General features: G+C 68.6%; 16 protein-coding genes. 11 read left to right on the forward strand and 5 right to left on the reverse strand.

All coding sequences use genetic code 11. From position 1 onward, the window contains the following. Both N1027_RS16535 and N1027_RS16540 read right to left on the reverse strand, forming a co-directional pair. Positions 1 to 1254: an NAD(P)/FAD-dependent oxidoreductase gene (locus N1027_RS16535; RefSeq protein ID WP_259509229.1), complete on the reverse strand. Its 1254-nt coding sequence runs from the start codon at positions 1252 to 1254 to the stop codon at positions 1 to 3. Positions 1255 to 1300: 46 nt separating this feature from the next. Further along, positions 1301 to 1579: a GlsB/YeaQ/YmgE family stress response membrane protein gene (locus N1027_RS16540; protein ID WP_259509230.1), complete on the reverse strand. Its 279-nt coding sequence runs from the start codon at positions 1577 to 1579 to the stop codon at positions 1301 to 1303. A 132-nt stretch (positions 1580 to 1711) separates the two neighbouring features. Between N1027_RS16540 and N1027_RS16545 the strand changes: the two genes are divergently transcribed. The 3 genes from N1027_RS16545 to N1027_RS16555 all read left to right on the forward strand — a co-directional run bounded on the left by N1027_RS16545 (position 1712) and on the right by N1027_RS16555 (position 3576). Further along, a complete protein-coding gene (locus N1027_RS16545; protein WP_259509231.1) occupies positions 1712 to 2383 on the forward strand; it encodes a response regulator transcription factor in 672 nt (223 codons plus the stop codon). A 98-nt stretch (positions 2384 to 2481) separates the two neighbouring features. Further along, a complete protein-coding gene (locus N1027_RS16550) occupies positions 2482 to 2919 on the forward strand; it encodes a VOC family protein (RefSeq protein ID WP_259509232.1) in 438 nt (145 codons plus the stop codon). 9 nt (positions 2920 to 2928) lie between these two features. After that, positions 2929 to 3576 (forward strand): winged helix-turn-helix transcriptional regulator, encoded by a 648-nt coding sequence (locus tag N1027_RS16555; RefSeq protein ID WP_259509234.1) that lies wholly within the window; start codon positions 2929 to 2931, stop codon positions 3574 to 3576. 33 nt (positions 3577 to 3609) lie between these two features. On the opposite strand, the gene N1027_RS16560 is transcribed toward N1027_RS16555, so the two are convergent. Continuing rightward, positions 3610 to 4890, reverse strand: coding sequence for an ROK family protein (locus N1027_RS16560; RefSeq protein WP_259509236.1), 1281 nt, complete (start codon positions 4888 to 4890; stop codon positions 3610 to 3612). An 83-nt stretch (positions 4891 to 4973) separates the two neighbouring features. On the opposite strand from N1027_RS16560, the gene N1027_RS16565 reads away from it, so the two are divergent. From N1027_RS16565 to pgi, 8 genes are all read left to right on the forward strand, one after another. Beyond that, entirely contained in the window at positions 4974 to 6239 is a 1266-nt protein-coding gene (locus tag N1027_RS16565; RefSeq protein WP_259509237.1) for an ABC transporter substrate-binding protein, read from the forward strand. A gap of 15 nt (positions 6240 to 6254) precedes the next feature. Beyond that, positions 6255 to 7196 carry a carbohydrate ABC transporter permease gene (locus N1027_RS16570; protein WP_259509239.1) on the forward strand — a complete coding sequence of 314 codons (942 nt, stop codon included), beginning with the start codon at positions 6255 to 6257 and terminating at the stop codon, positions 7194 to 7196. Next, on the forward strand, positions 7196 to 8131 hold the full coding sequence (locus N1027_RS16575) for a carbohydrate ABC transporter permease (protein ID WP_259509241.1): 936 nt from the start codon (positions 7196 to 7198) through the stop codon (positions 8129 to 8131). The genes N1027_RS16570 and N1027_RS16575 overlap by 1 nt, the downstream gene beginning before the upstream one ends. 93 nt (positions 8132 to 8224) lie before the next feature. Beyond that, on the forward strand, positions 8225 to 9952 hold the full coding sequence (locus N1027_RS16580; protein ID WP_259509243.1) for a glycoside hydrolase family 13 protein: 1728 nt from the start codon (positions 8225 to 8227) through the stop codon (positions 9950 to 9952). Positions 9953 to 10020: 68 nt separating this feature from the next. Further along, positions 10021 to 10401 (forward strand): bleomycin resistance protein, encoded by a 381-nt coding sequence (locus tag N1027_RS16585; RefSeq protein ID WP_259509245.1) that lies wholly within the window; start codon positions 10021 to 10023, stop codon positions 10399 to 10401. Positions 10402 to 10528: 127 nt separating this feature from the next. Continuing rightward, a complete protein-coding gene (gene rox, locus N1027_RS16590) occupies positions 10529 to 11965 on the forward strand; it encodes a rifampin monooxygenase (protein WP_259509246.1) in 1437 nt (478 codons plus the stop codon). 55 nt (positions 11966 to 12020) lie between these two features. After that, positions 12021 to 13418, forward strand: a complete 1398-nt coding sequence (locus tag N1027_RS16595; RefSeq protein ID WP_259509248.1) for a pyridoxal phosphate-dependent decarboxylase family protein — start codon at positions 12021 to 12023, stop codon at positions 13416 to 13418. Positions 13419 to 13529: 111 nt separating this feature from the next. Further along, positions 13530 to 15272 carry a glucose-6-phosphate isomerase gene (pgi, locus tag N1027_RS16600; RefSeq protein ID WP_259509250.1) on the forward strand — a complete coding sequence of 581 codons (1743 nt, stop codon included), beginning with the start codon at positions 13530 to 13532 and terminating at the stop codon, positions 15270 to 15272. Between the two features lie 27 nt (positions 15273 to 15299). On the opposite strand, the gene N1027_RS16605 is transcribed toward pgi, so the two are convergent. Beyond that, positions 15300 to 16406 carry an epoxide hydrolase family protein gene (locus tag N1027_RS16605; protein WP_259509252.1) on the reverse strand — a complete coding sequence of 369 codons (1107 nt, stop codon included), beginning with the start codon at positions 16404 to 16406 and terminating at the stop codon, positions 15300 to 15302. Between the two features lie 125 nt (positions 16407 to 16531). Then, on the reverse strand, positions 16532 to 17293 hold the full coding sequence (gene map / locus N1027_RS16610; RefSeq protein WP_259509253.1) for a type I methionyl aminopeptidase: 762 nt from the start codon (positions 17291 to 17293) through the stop codon (positions 16532 to 16534). Between the last annotated feature and the right edge of the window lie 57 nt (positions 17294 to 17350).

Below are 17350 nucleotides of genomic sequence, written 5' to 3' on the forward strand. Positions count from 1 at the left end.
TCACGCCCGGCCTTTGAGGATCAGGTTCCAGTAGACCCAGGGCAGCACGTACCGGTCGGCGACGAAGGTGAGACGCCGCTCCTTCACGAGCCCTTTCCAGAACGGGATCGTCGGCTTCGGACGGTAGCGATCGTCGAACTCGGCGAACACCACCGTCGACCGCGACACCGTGAACGGGCAGACCGAGTAGCCGTTGTACACCTGGGGCAGCGGCTTTCCCGCCACCGCAGCGACCAGGTTCTTGGCCACCACCAGGGTCTGCTGCCGGAGAGCACCACCCGATTTCGAGCTCGTCGTGGCCGCGGCGTCACCGAGCGCCCAGACATCCGGATATCGGGGATGGCGCAAAGTCAGCGAGTCGACCTCGACGAAGCCTCCGGGATTGCCGGGGTCGGCCAGAGCACCTTCCGCCAGCCAGTCCGGTGCGGACTGCGGCGGCACGGCGTGGAGCACGTCGTAGGAGAGGCGCTCCACCGGCGCCGAGGCTTCGCCGAGCTGCCCGCGGTCGGGACCGCCTTGGCGCGGGGCCTCGGCGATCGCCACCGACCGGTTCTCCGCATCCACCTCGACCAGTTCACGGTCGTAGTGCACCTCGATGCCGTATTCCGTGACCTTGCGCGAGAGTTCGGCATCGACCGACGGCATGCCGAACAACGTCGGGGTCGGCACCACCAGCACCACGCGGATGTCGCGCAGCACGCCCGTCGCGCGCCAGTAGTCGCAGGCCAGGTACATCGGTTTCTGCGCGGCGCCCGCGCAGGTGGCCGGGCCGGACGGCTGGGTGAAGACCACGGTTCCCGAGCGCACCTCGCGCAACACCTTCGACGCCTTGTGGGCGTACTCGAATTCGTAGTTCGAGATGCCGACGGGCGAATCCATGGCCTCCGGCAGGCCCGGTACGGCGTTCCAGTTCTTCTGGATTCCCGGGCACACCACGAGCTGGCCGTAGCCGACGGTCTCGCCCGTGCTGAGCGAGACCGTCTTCGCTTCGGGATCGATGGATTGCACGCGCGCCCGGAGCCAGGTCACGCCCTTCGGCATCACCGCGCCTTGGGGCTGGGTGGCGATGCCCGCGGGCGCGGTGCCGCCCGCGACGTGCGAGAACATGGGCTGGTAGAGGTGGTGCTCGCGGGGTTCGATGACGGCGACATCCTGGACCCCTTCGCGGCGCAGCCGACCGGCCACCGACAGTCCGGCGTTGCCGCCGCCGATGATGACCACGGCGTGATGGATGTCGGTGCTGGTGCCGGTCATGCGCTGTCCGCTCTCGAGGTGTCCCCTTGGTGTGAACCTAGCCCGACTAGCGGTTGACGGCGCGGCGTCCGGCGAAACGGGTCCAGATGAGCAGCACGATGATGGCGCCGATGACGGAGCCGATGATGCCGGCGGGCTGGAAGAAGCCGTCCATCGGGTCGCGCTGGAAGATGAGGAACCCGAGGAATCCGCCGACGAACGAGCCGACGATGCCCAGCAGGATGGTCATCAGGATGGAGAGGTTCTGTCGGCCGGGAACGATGAGGCGGGCGAGGGCTCCAGCGATGATGCCGATGACGATGAGGCTGATGATGAGACCGAGCATGATGTGCGTCCTTTGATTCGTAGCCGGGTGACTGGTGTCGGGTTGACAGCATTCAGCGAACCATGATGGGAGGTGGATCGGACCACCCCGAGGGGTGGTCTTTGGAACCCCCTCTCGGTGTACCGTCGGAGGATGAGTGGAACGGCACGCGGTGGCCCCATCCGGGTGGCGCTCGTCGACGACTACGACGTGGTGCTGGCCGGCCTCGCGCACATGTTCGATCGCTATCGCGACCGGGTCGTGGTGTGCGAGATCGATGCGAACGCGAACCTCGACGACGAGGTCGACATCGTCTTGTACGACTCGTTCGCCCAACCGGAGTCCGACCATCACGAACTCAGCGAGCTCGTGCGCAACCCGCGGGCGAGCCGGGTCGTGGTCTACACCTGGAACTTCCATCCCGAACTCGTCGAGAGCGCCCAGGAAAAGGGTGTCCACGGCTACCTCTCGAAGACCCTCCCGGCGCGAGACCTCGTCGCAGCCCTCGAGTCGGTGCACGCGGGCGAGACGATCATCAGCTCGCCGCCGCGGCGTGCAGGCAGCGCCCTGGGGCTCGACTGGCCCGGGCGACACGAGGGCCTCACCGACCGGGAGGCGGAGATCCTCGCTCTCATCACGCAGGGCAAGAGCAACGCCGAGGTCGCCACGCTCACCTATCTCAGCCCGAACACGGTGAAGACCTACATCCGCAGCACCTACCGCAAGATCGACGTGACCAGTCGAACGCAGGCCGTGCTCTGGGGCGTCGCCCACGGTTTCACCCCCGACCACCACCGCATCGACCACTGGCTCGGCGGCCCCTGACCGACGCCGAGAATCACCTGTATCGAGGCCTTGACGTGCCACTTGTTTTTTGCAAGTGTTGACCGTGTTCACAGTCGAACCACGAGAAGAGGACCACGATGCCCACCATGATGTTCGTCAACCTGCCGGTGACCGACCTGGAGCGCGCGAAGGCGTTCTACACGGCCCTCGGATTCAGCGTCAACCCGAAGTTCACCGACCACAACGCAGCCTGCGTCGTGGTGGAGCCCGACCACAGCGCGTTCATGTTGCTCACGCGCGAGTTCTTCCAGACCTTCAGCGAACGCCCGATCGGCGACCCGTCGAAAGACATCTCGGTGGCGACCGCGATCTTCCTCGACAGCCGCGACGACGTCGACACCGCCGTGGCCGGTGGCCTGGCTGCGGGCGGCACCGAGGCGCAGGCCGCATCCGACTACGGCTTCATGTATCAGCGTCAGCTCACCGACCCCGACGGCAACATCCTCGAGTTCGGCTGGATGGACCCGGTCGCAGCCGAGCAGGGCCCCGAGGCCTTCGCGAACCAGCAAGCCTGAGGCCGGCCTGTGGCCGCCCGCGATTACGGGCAGTACTCCGGCATCACCCGAGCCATGGAGTTGGTGGGTGAACGCTGGGCGCTGCTCATCATCCGCGACCTGCTCGTCGGGCCGCGCCGATACGGAGAACTCGCCGCAGGACTCCCCCGCATCCCGAGCAACATCCTCGCGGCGCGGCTCAAGGAGCTGCAGGCGGCCGGCGTCATCCGCCGGGCGCCGCGCTCGCGGGTCATCGTCTACGAGTTGACCGCCTACGGGCGGGAGCTCGAGCCGGTCGTGCTCGCGCTCGGGGCGTGGGGTTTCAAGGCTCTCGACGATCCGCGCGACGAGCAGATCATCACGCCCGACTCGATGACGATGGATCTCCGCACGGCCTTCCAGCCGCAGGTGGCGCTGTCGCTTCCGGCGACCGCCTATGCGGCGCGCTTCCAGGGTGCGGAGCTGCTCGTGCGGGTCGACGGCTCGGCTCTCGACGTGAGGCGGGGAGACGGGCCGGTCGACTTCGCGTTCTCCATGACGGCCGGCGCGGGCATCCGCAGGCTGATCTCAGGCGAACTCGCCCCGGAGCACGCGATCGCCACGGGAGCCGTCGAGGTGCTGCGCGGGCCGAGCGATCTCCTCAGCCGCTTCGCGAACACGTTCCATCTGGCCGCGTGAATCGCGCCGCGGCGACCGCGGCGCCCGCGGCGATCAGGTCGCGTTCGGGCCCGCCGGTGCGCTCGGGCGAATGAGCGGCAAAGCGCCCGGCTCGAGGCGCAGGAGCCGGTCGCGAGCCGACTCCAGCGCCGCCGCGACGGCTCCGGTGGCGACCGAGTTCGCTCCGAGAGCCGAGAGAACGAGCTCCGGAGCGGGCAGATCGACCTCCGCCGGAAGCCGTGTGCGCGCCACGTCGACCACATCGTCGAGACCGTCGGCCACGGCACCCGACACGATGACCCGCGCCGGGTCGTAGAGGCTGCCGAACAGAGCGGCTATGCGGGCGAGCATTCCGCCGGCCCGCTCCACGAAGGTGCGCGACCAGGCATCGCCTTCGCGCGCGAGCTCCAGAACGGCTTGACCGGTGAGTCGTTCGATCGGCACGTCGGCGAGCGGATGCCGCGGCGGCACCTCCCCCGCGGCGGCCGCCTCCCGCACCCACTCCGTGAGACGTGACCCGACGCCCGTGGCCGACTCCACTCCCGCCACGAAGTCGAGCGCGACCAATTCGCCCACCCCGCCATGAGCACCCCGGAGCAGCGCTCCGTCGATCACGACACCCGCACCGAAACGGTCGCCGGCGAGGAGCACCACGTAGTCGCGGCATCCGATCGCCGCCCCCGTCGACCCCTCGGCCACGGCCGCCAGAGCGGCGTCGTTCTCGATGCGCACGATCGGAACCCACTCCTCCAAGATCTCTTTCAGGCCGGGGTTCATGCGCTCCCAGAAGCCGTCGCGGTGCCGCGGCGAGTGACCGCGGGAATCGACCGGCGCCGGCACCCCCACGCACACCGCGACCACGCTCGACCGGTCGCGGCCGGCCTCACGCAGACCGCGATCGATCGCGTCGAGCACCGCCGAGCGCCGCGCCTCGGGATCGTCGTGGTCGGTGTCGAGCTCGACCGAGAGCCGCCCGAGCGCGGTGCCCCGCAGATCGGCCACGGTGACGGTGACGTGCGAACGACCGGCGTCGACGCCGATCACCACGGCGGCCTCGGCGCGGAGTTCGAAGCGCCGGGCCGGCCGGCCCTTGCTGTACTCGCCCACGGCGCGGGCATTCGGCAGCTCGTGCAGCAGTCCGAGATCGATCAGCTCATCGAGCGCGTCGATCGCCGTCGAGCGGGTGAGACCGGTGACCGCCATGGCGTCGGCACTCACGAAGACACCGGCGTTCCACGCGAACGCGAGCAGCGCGTCGAGGCTCGCCCTCGGGGCGGACGAGTCGCGTGGTGGTGTCGGCACGGGCTTGACCCCTTCGTGGTCCTGATGCATCATTGTTGCAGCAGATTTGATTTGATAGCTAAATCTACTCCGCGAATAAAGAGTGGACCAATGACGGTTCCCGAAAGGACGATGACGTGCCTCGACCTCTGCGCCGCACCTCCCGCGTGCTGGCAGCCACCCTGGGCCTCGCGCTCACCGCCTCAGCGCTCGCGGGCTGCGCAGGAGGTGGAGGCCCCGAGACGGTGCGCTTCCACCTCAGCAAGCCCGAGGCCATCCCGTACTTCCGCGATCTCATCAAGCAGTACAACGCCGAGCACGACGACGTGAACGTGGTCTTCGACGCGTCATCGAACCTGCAGGCCGGATTCCTCCGCGCCAATCCGCCCGACCTGGGGCTGCTCAACTACAACATGGAGATGGCCCGCTTCATGGAGCGCGGCGCGCTGAGCGACCTCTCCGACATGCCGGAGGCCGAGCGAGTCCTCCCCGAGGTGCAAGAGCTCGTCGACCAGTACGCCACCTACCCCGGGCGAACGAGCGTGCTGCCGTATTCGGTGATGGCGGCATCCGTCATCTACAACACGAAGATCTTCGAGGAGCAGGGCATCGAGGTGCCGCAGACCTACGAGGAGCTCATCGCCGCGTGCGACACCCTGAAAGCCGCCGGCATCACCCCGTTCTACGGCACTTTCAAAGACCCGTGGACGGTGGCGCAGGGTTGGTTCGACTACACCGTCGGTGGTGAGGTCGACGTGGCCGACTTCTACGACGAGCTCGGCGACCTCGGCACCGAGGTCGGCCCCGACTCCCCCGTGTCGTTCGAGAAGACTTTCGCCGATCCGGTCGAGCGCATGCAGCTGCTGATCGACGAGTACGCGAATCCGGATGCCGCGAGCAAGGGCTACGGCGACGGCAACCTCGCGTTCGCCAACGGAGAAGCGGCGATGTATCTGCAAGGCCCGTGGGCCTTCGGCGAGATCGCCAAGACGAATCCCGAGCTCGAACTCGGAACCTTCCCGCTGCCGATGACCGATGACCCCGACGACCTCCAGGTGCGCGTGAACATCGACCTCGCAGCCTGGATTCCCGAAGCGTCGAAGCACAAAGAGGCAGCGCGCGAGTTCTTGAGCTACCTCTTTCAGAAAGACGTGATGGATGCCTACAACGCGGCCCAGCTGGGCTACGGCACCACCACGGATGCCGCGCCGGTGACCGACCCGCGCATCCTCGGCATGAAGGACTACTACGACACCGCCGCGTTCTACCAGGGAGCGTCGAAGGCGATCCCCCTCACCATCCCCACCGAGAACTACATGCAGGGAATCGCCCTGGGCGGCGATGTGCAGAGCACCCTCGGAACCCTCGACGCGGACTGGGCGCGACTCGCGCTCCGACAGTAAGCAAAGGAGCTGACCATGTCGACCACCACAGCGCCCCCGGCGGACACGCCGACCCGAGCGGATTCCCCCGCTCCGGCGAGCGCCCCGACCAAGCGACCCAAACGCAAGGTGGAGGGCATCTACTACGCCTTCCTCCTGCCGAGCCTCATCCTGTTCACCCTCGCCATCACGGTGCCCGCCGTCATCGGCATCTTCTTCAGCTTCACGAACTCGATCGGGTTCGGTGACTGGGAGTTCATCGGGTTGATCAACTACGTGGCGATGTTCTCCGACCCCGCCATCCTGTCCAGCTACCTGTTCACGTTCGGCTTCGCCGCCGTCACCGTCGTGCTGGTGAACGCGCTCGCGTTCCTCCTGGCGGTGGGGCTCACCTCGAGGATCAAGCTGAAGATGGGTCTGCGGGCGGTGTTCGTGATCCCGATGGTGGTGTCGGGCATCATCATCGCCTACGTCTTCAACTTCCTCTTCTCGAACTCGCTGCCCGCCTTCGGGGCAGCGACGGGCGTCGGCTGGCTGAGTGAGAGCATCCTGGCCAACCCCGACCTAGCGTGGGTCGCGATCGTGATCGTGACGGCGTGGCAGGCCATCCCCGGCACCCTGCTGATCTACATCGCCGGACTCCTGGCCATTCCGGGCGAGGTCTACGAGGCCGCCGACATCGACGGGGCAGGCAAGCGGCAGCAACTGTTCCGCATCACCCTGCCGCTCGTTCTCGGCTACGTGGTGATCAACGTGCTGCTCGGCTTCAAGAACTTCCTGAACGCCTACGACATCATCGTGGGCCTCACCAACGGCGGGCCAGGAACAGCCACCCGGAGCATCCCGATGACGATCGTCACGGGCTTCACCGGCGGCGATTACGCCTACCAGATGGCCAACGCGACCATGTTCTTCGTGATCGTCGTGGTGATCTCCCTCCTGCAACTCCGGATCACTCGTGGAAGGAACGCGATCTGATGTCGGTTCAGCCCGCCCTCGCCGTCGAGAACATCGACGCCACCGCCACCCTCGAAGGGCAGCCCGCCCGCCGCACCCCATCACCCGACCGCCGCAGTGGCGGCTCCGGCCGGCCGGGCCGAGCAGGGTGGCCGCTCACCGTCGTGCTCCTGCTCGCCGCCGTGACCGTGATCGTGCCGCTCTACGTGACGATCTCGATGGCATTCAAGACCCAGAGCCAGGCTGTTGACGGCAACGCGTTCTCGCTGCCCGCACCCTTCAGCTTCGACGGATTCGTCACCGCCTGGAACCTCACGAACTTCCCCGCCGCGTTCGTGGTGTCGGTGCTCGTGACGGCCGGCACCGTGGCGGGCACCGTCATCCTGGGTGCCCTCGCCTCCTATGCGATCTCGCGCAACTGGAACAAGCGGCTGTTCCGCTGGTCGTTCTTCTACCTGCTGGCGGCCATGTTCATCCCGTTCCCCGTCGTGGCGTTGCCACAGATCCAGCTGACCGGGCTCGCGGGGCTCGACAACCCGGTGGGGGTGACGCTGCTGCACATCATGTTCCAGCTGAGCTTCAGCATCCTGCTCTTCACGGCGTTCCTGCGCTCCATCCCCTCCGAACTCGAAGAGAGCGCGCGATTGGATGGCGCGTCGACCTGGCAGACGTTCTGGCGGCTGATCTTCCCGTTGCTCGCGCCGATGAGCGCGACGGTGGGCATCTTCGCCTTCCTCGCCTCGTGGAACGACTTCATGATGCCGTCGCTGATCACCTCCGACCCGGCGTTGCAGACGCTGCCGGTGGTGCAGAGCATCTTCCAGACGCAGTTCAGCAACAACTACAACGTGTCGTTCGCGTCGTATCTGATGGCGATGGCGCCCGCGATCATCGTGTACCTCTTCACGCAGCGCTGGGTGATGGAGGGTGTCACGCAGGGCGCCGTGAAGGGCTGAGCCGCCTGCCCTCTCGTCTGCACGACAACAAGCCCGAACAACGAACATCGAACCCTGAACAACGCAGTCTGAGAACGAAGGAGACCCCCACCCGTGAGCATCGTCGACGTCGTGAACGCCCCCGAACGCAATGAACTCGGCGAGCCGGCGCCCTGGTGGCGACAGGCCGCCGTCTACCAGATCTACCCCCGCAGCTTCGCCGACGCGAACGGCGACGGACTGGGCGACCTCCCCGGCATCACCTCCCGCGCCGACTACCTCGCCGAGCTCGGCATCGACGCGGTGTGGCTGAGCCCGTTCTACCCGTCGGCGCTCGCCGACGGCGGCTACGACGTGGCCGACTACCGCAACGTCGACCCGCGGCTGGGAACACTGGCCGACTTCGACACGATGCTCGCCGCACTGCACCAGCGCGGCATCCGGGTGGTCGTCGACATCGTGCCGAACCACACCTCCGACCTGCACGAATGGTTCCAGGAGGCTCTCGCCGCCGGGCGCGGTTCGGCCGCGAGGGAGCGCTACATCTTCCGTGAGGGCACGGGTGCGGATGGCGCGGAGCCGCCCACCGACTGGGTCTCGGCCTTCGGCGGCTCGGCCTGGGAGCGGGTGGCCGACGGGCAGTGGTATCTGCACAACTTCGCGATCGAGCAGCCCGACCTGAACTGGGCGCATCCGGAGGTGCGGGCCGACTTCGTCACGACGCTGCGGTTCTGGTCGGATCGCGGGGTCGACGGATTCCGGATCGACGTCGCGCACATGCTCACGAAAGACCTCACCGAGCCCCTGCCCTCGCGCGCCGAACTCGATGCCCTGCCGCGTGACGGCAAGCATCCGACGATCGACCGCGACGACGTGCACGAGGTGTACGCGGAGTGGCGTGCGGTCTTCAACTCCTACGACCCGCCGCGCACGGCGGTGGCCGAGGCGTGGGTGGACCGCGCACGCGTTCCGCTGTATTCGAGCCCGGACAGCTTGGGGCAGGCCTTCAACTTCGATCTGCTCGAGGCGGATTTCGACGCGGCCCAATTTCGCGAGGTGGTGCAGGACAACCTCGACCTGGCCGCCACCTCGGGGTCGTCGAGCACCTGGGTGCTGTCGAACCACGATGTGGTGCGGCACGCCACCCGCTACGGTCTGCCGCATCCCGCGCGCGACGCCGCCGGGCATCCGACGCGCAAGCACGGCATCGACTGGGTGATCGCGGTGGCATCCGGCGGCGGGCCGGCCGGCGACGCCTCACCCGTGCTCGACCGGGAGGCCGGGGAACGACGGGCCCGAGCGGCGACCCTGTTCATGCTCGCCCTGCCCGGCTCGAGCTACCTCTACCAGGGTGAGGAGCTCGGCCTGCACGAAGTGGCGGAGATCCCCGACGCCGAACGGCAGGACCCCACCTTCTTCCGCAGCGCCGGCGACGACTTCGGTCGCGACGGATGCCGCGTGCCGCTGCCCTGGGAGGCGATGAGCGCTACGGGCTCGTCGTCGTTCGGATTCGGCGCCGACAGCTCGCACCTGCCGCAGCCGGAGTGGTTCTCGGAGCATGCCGTCTCGGTGCTCGACGGCGACCCGGAGTCGACGCTCACCCTCTATCGTCGAGCCCTGGCACTGCGTCATCGGTTGCAGACCGAGGAGCGGCTCGAGTGGATCGAGACCGGGCGGGCCGACGTGCTGCACTTCCGTCGCCCCAACGGCTGGGAGGTCGTGACGAACTTCGGTGCCGAACCCTACCCGCTCGACCGCGCCGGTGTGGTCCTCGCGTCGGAACTGCTCCCGGCCGGCATCCTCCCCGCCGACACGACGGTCTGGTGCAGCCCCCTCCGGTGAAGCCGGTGAAGCCGGTGAAGCCGGTGAAGGTGTAGGTCGGTGAGGGGGCCGGGTGCCATCATGGCCGGATGGCCTCGACTCCCCCACCCGACCGCGCCGTGCCGAACCTCCCGTCGCGGGATCTCGACCGAACGGACGGCTTCTACGGCGCCTTCGGCTTCGAGCGGGTGTTCCGCGACGAGGGCTGGCTGATCCTGGCCCGGGGCGGCCTGCAGCTGGAGTTCTTCCCGGCCCCCGATCTCGATCCGCTCTCGAGCACCTTCATGTGCTGCCTGCGGGTCGCCGATGTCGACGAGCTCTACGGCGCCATCCGCCGATCGGGTGTCGTGGAGGCCACGAGAGGGATGCCGCGTCTTCACCCGGTGCGGATGCAGGACTGGGGGCTGCGCGCGGGATATCTCGTCGACCCCGATGGCACCCAGCTGACGCTGATCGAGCAGCCCGCCTGACACGATCGCCCCGGCCGATCTCCTTGCCATGTCCAGGATATCGCCTGGCAGGGGGCTTGCGGCAAGACCCCCTCCGTCACGCAGAATGGCTGGTCGCGGGCCCGATTCCCGCGAGATCGGGGTTCTCATGTTCGACGTGATCATCAGCGGCGGCGGACCGACGGGGATGATGCTGGCCGCCGAATTGCGATTGCACGACGTCGATGTGCTCGTGCTGGAGCGGGACGTGGAGCCGAGCAAGGCCGTGCGCTCCCTCGGGCTGCATCCGCGCAGCATCGAGATCCTCGACCAGCGCGGCCTGCTCGAGCGGTTCCTCTCGCTGGGCACGCAGTACCCCGGCGTCGGTTCCTTCGCCGGGATCGCCCAGCCGCGGGCGGCACACCTCGACACTGCCCACGGCTACATCCTCGGCATCCCCCAGCCGGTCACCGATCGCCTGCTGACCGAGCGCGCCGCCGAACTCGGCGCGCAGATCCGGCGCGGCAGCGAGGTGACGGGCCTCGACCAGGATGCGAGCGGGGTCGACGTCGAACTCGCCGACGGCACCCGGCTGCGCTCGCGCTGGCTGGTGGGCTGCGACGGCGGACGCAGTCTCGTGCGCGGACTGCTCGGCATCGCCTTTCCCGGCGAACCCGCCACGACCGAGTGGCTCCTGGGCGAAGTGGAGGTGACCGCGGCTCCGGAGGAGGTGGCCGCGGCGTCGGACGAGGTGCGCAAGACCCACCGAGGGTTCGGCATCGGCCCCGCCGGTGAGGGCATCTACCGCGCCGTCGTGCCCGCGGCATCCGTGGCCGAGGATCGCACGGTTCCACCGACTCTGGAGGAGTTCCGGATGCAGCTGCGCGCCTACGCAGGCACCGACTTCGGCGTGCACTCCCCGCGCTCACTGACCCGCTTCACCGATGCGACGAGGCTGGCCGATCGATATCGGGAGGGCCGGGTTCTGCTCGCCGGCGACGCCGCGCACGTGCACCCGCCGCTCGGCGGCCAGGGCCTGAACCTCGGCATCCAGGATGCCTTCAACCTCGGCTGGAAACTCGCCGCCGAGGTCGACGGGTGGGCTCCGGAGGGCCTGCTCGACAGCTACTTCACCGAGCGCCATCCGGTCGCCGAAGACGTGCTCACCATCACCCGCGCCCAGAGCGAACTGCTCTCCCCCGAGCCGGGACCGCAGGCGGTGCGCCGGCTGCTGACCGAGCTGATGGGCTTCGACGACGTGAGTCGCTTCCTGGCCGAGAAGGTCAGCGGCACGGGAATCCGCTACGACTTCGGCGAGGGACCCGAGCCCGAACTGCTCGGCAGGCGACTGCGTGACATCTCTCTGTCGCAGGGGCGACTGTACGACCGGATGCACGACGGACGCGGCCTCCTGCTCGATGCGACCGGCGCCCTCTCCCTGAGCGGATGGACCGGTCGCGTCGACCACGTCGTCGACGTCAGCCCGGAGCTCGATGCGCCGGGGGTGCTGCTGCGACCGGACGGCCACGTCGCGTGGATCGGCAGCTCCCAGGCCGACCTCCTCGACCATCTGCCGAGATGGTTCGGGGCGGCCGAGGGCGCCTGAGTTTCCCGGTCGGCGACCCTATCCCTCCGCCGCGCACCGGCGGTACTCTGGGCGCGTGCCGTTCACTGCCGACGAATATCGAGCGCCGCTCGCGCAAGCGGTGCAGCACGCGACGGCGTGGCTGGACTCCGTTCCCACCCGGCCCGTGAAGCCGCGAGAGGGCATCGACGAACTCGAGTCGGCGTTCTCGGGGTCGCTGCCCGAACATCCGTCCGACCCGGCAGCCGTCGTCGACGAACTCGCTCGGCTGGCCGAGCCGGGACTCATGGCGATCGGCTCGGGCCGGTTCTACGGCTGGGTGATGGGCGGCACGCTGCCGGCTGCTCTCGCGTCGGACTGGCTCGTGAGCGCCTGGGACCAGAACGGCGGGCTGCGCTACGCGACCCCCGCAGCCGCAGCGATCGAAGAGCGGGCGGGAGCCTGGTTGCTCGAGCTCCTCGGCCTGCCCGCGACGAGCACGGTGGGCTTCACCACCGGTGCCACGATGGCGAACTTCGTCGGCCTCGCGGCCGGGCGCGGAGCGGTGCTCGAGGCGGCGGGGTGGAACGTCAATCGCGACGGCCTGACGGGCGCACCCAGGATCACGGTGCTCGTCGGCGGCGAGGTGCACAGTTCGGTCGAGATCGCACTCCGCTACCTGGGCCTCGGCGAACCCACCCGCGTGCCCTCCGACGAGCAGGGTCGGATTCGGCCTGATGCGCTGGCGGAGGCCCTGACGACCGTCGAGGGTCCGTTGATCGTCGCGCTCCAAGCCGGCAACCTGCACTCGGGCGCGTTCGATCCGATGCGCGAGTGCATCCGGCTCGCCCACGAACACGGCGGGTGGGTGCACGTCGACGGGGCCTTCGGGCTCTGGGCGGCCGCGAGTCCACGCTGGGCCGAGGCGCTCGACGGCCTCGGCGGCGCCGATTCCTGGGCCACGGATGCGCACAAGACCCTCAACGTGCCCTACGACTGCGGCGTCGCCATCGTGGCGAAGCCGGGCGACGCGCAGTCGGCCTTCTCGGCACAGACGAGTTACTTCATCCGAGACGGCGCCGGCATCGCCGACCCGATGGACAAAGTGCCCGAGCTCTCCCGACGCGCCCGCGGCATCCCGGTGTGGGCGGCGCTCCGCTCCCTCGGCCGCAGCGGCACGGTCGAGCTGGTCGAAGGGCTGGCGGCCAACGCGCGGTCGCTGGCCGAAGGACTGTCGTCGCTCCCCGGCGTCGAGGTGCTGAACGACGTGGTCTTCACCCAGATCTCGCTCGCGTTCGGCTCCGACGAACGCACGCGCGCCGTCACCCGGGCCGTGATCGCCGACGGTGCGGTCTGGATGTCGGGATCGGCCTGGGCCGGTCGTGACGTGCTGCGCATCTCCGTCAGCAACTGGTCGACGGATGCCACCGACGTCGCCGTCTCGATCGATGCGGTCGCGAGGGCGATCGCCACGGTCGATGCCGAGGAATCCTGAGGGCGTGAGTCCGATCGGCCACCTGCGTGCAGCCCGCGCGGACGCTACGTTTAGAGATATGCGTATCGCGGCGTGACAGCTGCCCGCGACGAACGAGCCTCAGGAGAAGCAATGACCGAATCGGCGCCCATCGACCCGACCGCAACCGACGCCTGGAAACAGCTCGAGGGCATCGCTTCCGGATTCGCTCCCGACCTGCGCGGCTGGTTCGCCTCCGACGCGGATCGCGCTGACACGTACACCTTCCAGGCCGGCGACCTCACCGTCGACCTGTCGAAGAACCTCGTGACCGAGGAGATCCTCGCGCAGCTGCTCGCGCTCGCGAAGGCTGCCGGGGTCTCCGAGCGCTACGAGGCCATGATCTCCGGCGAGCGCATCAACGTGACCGAGGATCGCGCCGTGCTGCACACCGCGCTCCGGCGCCCCGCGGCGGGCAGCGCAGGCGCAGGAGACCTCGTGCCGCCGGCCGGCTTCGTGATCGACGGCGCCGACGTCGACGCCGAAGTGCATGCCACCCTCGACAAGGTCTACGCCTTCGCCGACCGCGTGCGCGACGGCTCGTGGACCGGCGTCACCGGCAAGCGCATCGAGACCGTCGTGAACATCGGCATCGGCGGCTCCGACCTCGGGCCGGTCATGGTCTACGAGGCCCTCAAGCCGTACGTGCAGCCGGGTCTCGAGGTGCGCTTCGTCTCGAACATCGACCCCTCCGACATCTACGAGAAGACGGCCGGCCTCGACCCCGAGAGCACGCTCTTCATCGTCGCGTCGAAGACCTTCGGCACCCTCGAGACCCTCACCAACGCCCGCCTGGCCCGGCAGTGGCTGTGGGAGCGACTGGGAGCATCCGGAGCCATCGCCGACGATGACGACGCCCGCACCGCCGCCGTCGCGAAGCACTTCGTCGCCGTGTCGACCGCTCTCGATAAGGTCGCGGCGTTCGGCATCGACCCTGAGAACGCGTTCGGCTTCTGGGACTGGGTCGGCGGCCGCTACTCCGTCGACTCCGCCATCGGCACCTCGGTCGCGATCGCCATCGGACCCGACGGATTCCACGACTTCCTTGCCGGCTTCCACGCGATCGACGAGCACATGCGCACCACCCCGCTCGAGCGCAACGTGCCCGTGCTGATGGGCCTGCTGAACGTCTGGTACACCAACTTCCTCAACGCGCAGAGCCACGTGGTGCTGCCGTATGCACAGTATCTTCACCGATTCCCCGCCTACCTGCAGCAGCTCACCATGGAGTCCAATGGCAAGAGTGTTCGCTGGGACGGCTCGCCGGTCGTCACCGACACCGGCGAGGTCTTCTGGGGTGAGCCCGGCACGAACGGGCAGCACGCCTTCTACCAGCTGATCCACCAGGGCACCCGGCTCATCCCGGCCGACTTCATCGCGGTGGCCAACCCCGCGCATCCGTTGAAGGATGCGACCGGAGACGGCAAGGCCGTGCAGCCCGGGGCCGACGTGCACTCGCTCTTCCTCGCGAACTTCTTCGCGCAGACCAAAGCGCTCGCGTTCGGCAAGACCGCCGACGAGGTGCGCGCGGAAGGCACCGCCGAATCGGTGGTGCCGGCCCGCGTGTTCAGCGGCAACCGGCCGACCACATCGATCCTCGCGCCCGCGCTCACCCCGAGCGTCGTGGGTCAGCTGATCGCGCTCTACGAGCACATCGTGTTCACCCAGGGCACCATCTGGGGCATCGACTCGTTCGACCAGTGGGGTGTTGAGCTCGGCAAGCAGCTGGCACTCGAGGTCGCACCGGCGGTCGACGGGGATGCCGCGGCTCTCGCGTCGCAGGACTCGTCGACGAAGGCGCTGATCGCGAAGTACCTCTCGCTGCGCACGAACTAGCCGTCCGGGCCGCTGCGGGCCGACCTCTCAGCGCGCAGCGGCCAAGGTCAGCGCAGCCCGCACGCCTCTGACGTAGTCGTCGGGGCGTTCCCACGCCGAGAAGTGGCCGCCGTGCTCGAGCTGCTCCCAGCTCTGCACGTTCAGGTACCGCTCCGCGAACTCCCTTCCGGGGTTGACCGGGTCTTTCGGAAAGATCGAGACCGCCACGGGTGTCTCGACCCGGCGCTGCGCCTCGTCTCCCCGCGCCGGGCCCGCGTAGGGCACGAACGACGTGCCGATCGAGCCCTCGAACCAGTAGGCCGAGATCCAGGTGAGCAGTTCGTCGAGCGTGAACACCGACGTCAGCTCGCCATCGTTGTCGCTCCAGGACCGCAGCTTCTCGAGAATCCACGCCGCCAGGCCGGCCGGCGAGTCACCGAGACCCACGGCGAGCGTCTGCGGCTTGGTGGCCTGCTCGCGCATGTAGCCGCCTTCCGTGTGCTGCCAGTCGCGCACCCGCCCCAGGTAAGCGCGTTCGGCTTCGGACGGATCTTTCGGAGGATCGTCGAGCGCGTGCCGTTGCGACACGTCGGCCAGGTGCAGCGCCGACACGGATTCCGGACGGATGCGCGCAATCGCCTCGGCCACGTCGCTCCCGATGTCGCCGCCCGAGACCAGGTATCGCTCGTACCCGAGATCGGTCATGGCCGCGGCGACGACCTCCGCCATCCGGTTCGACGGGAGCCCTCCCTCCGCCAGGGGAAGAGCGAACGGAAAGCCCGGAAGGGCCGGGATGACGAGGTTGACATCGCTGAGCAGCGGCAGCACCCGCTCGAAGCGGAGCACCGAGTCGGGCCAGCCGTGAAGAAGCAGCACGGTCGGCGCATCCGGCGACACGAAGCGGTGCACGAGCCGGATCGGCGTCGATCGCCCGGCCGTCTGCCAGCCGAGCGCCCGGATGCGCTGCTCGTGTTCGCGCCAGTCGTAGCCCGACGCCCAGTACGCCACGAGTCGGCGCAGGAAGTCAGGGTCGACACCGCGCTCCCAGCCGGTACCCGCCACATCCACCGAGCGGAAGCGCTCGAGCCGGTGCTTCAGATCGGCGACTCTCTCGGCCGGCACCTCAGCGGGCGGCGTGTTCTCGGGCTGGGTCATGGGCGAGCCTTCCTGTTCGAACGGGCGTCGTGGTGCCCTCTCCTCTCCACAGTGCAGCAGAGACGCGACATCCGCCTCAGGCGAAATCCCTATCTTCGCCCCGACCTGGTCGCCGGGTGAGGCACTCAGGCCGTGAGCACCAGCGGCCCCTCGGCCGTGACGGCGAGGGTGTGCTCGGAGTGCGCTGCGCGGCTGCCGTCGGCGGAACGCACGGTCCAGCCATCCGGATCCATGCGGATGCGCGACGTCGTCTTCGCCCACCAGGGCTCGAGGGCGAAGACCATGCCTGGGCGGATGGGGTAGCCGCGACCCGCGCGGCCGTCGTTGCCGATGAAGAGGTCGCCGTGCATGGTGCGCCCTACCCCGTGCCCGCCGAACTCGAGGTTGACGGGATAGCCGTACTCCGCCGCGACCGCGCCGATCGCCGCAGACACGTCACCGATGCGGTTGCCGGGCTGTGCAGCGGCGATCCCGGCCGCGAGAGCCTCCTGCGTGGAGCGGATCAGTCGGGAGTCGGCGGGGTCGGAGCGGCCGACGATCACGGTGACCGCGGCATCGGCCACCCAGCCGTCGACCGAGACGGCCAAGTCGAGACTCAGCACGTCGCCGTCGCGCAGCCGGTAGTCGTGCGGCAGACCGTGCTGAGCGGCGTCGTTCACCGACAGGCAGATGACGTTCTGGAACGGACCGTTGCCGAAGGAGGGCGCGTAGTCCCAATAGCAGGACGTCGCTCCGCGACGGGCGACGGCCGCCCGCGCCGCGTGCTCGATGTCGAGGAGGTTCATGCCGACCGCCGCTTGCGCCGATAGGGTGGCGAGGGTGTCTCGCACGAAGGCACCGGCCGGGCGCATCCGGTCGATTTCGGCAGGCGTGTGAAGTTCGATCATGCTGGTATAATAATACCGGATTCCGGTATGAAAATACCGCCCGGTCACGATGGAGGT

The organism is Herbiconiux aconitum, from assembly GCF_024979235.1.
Classification (GTDB): domain Bacteria; phylum Actinomycetota; class Actinomycetes; order Actinomycetales; family Microbacteriaceae; genus Herbiconiux; species Herbiconiux aconitum.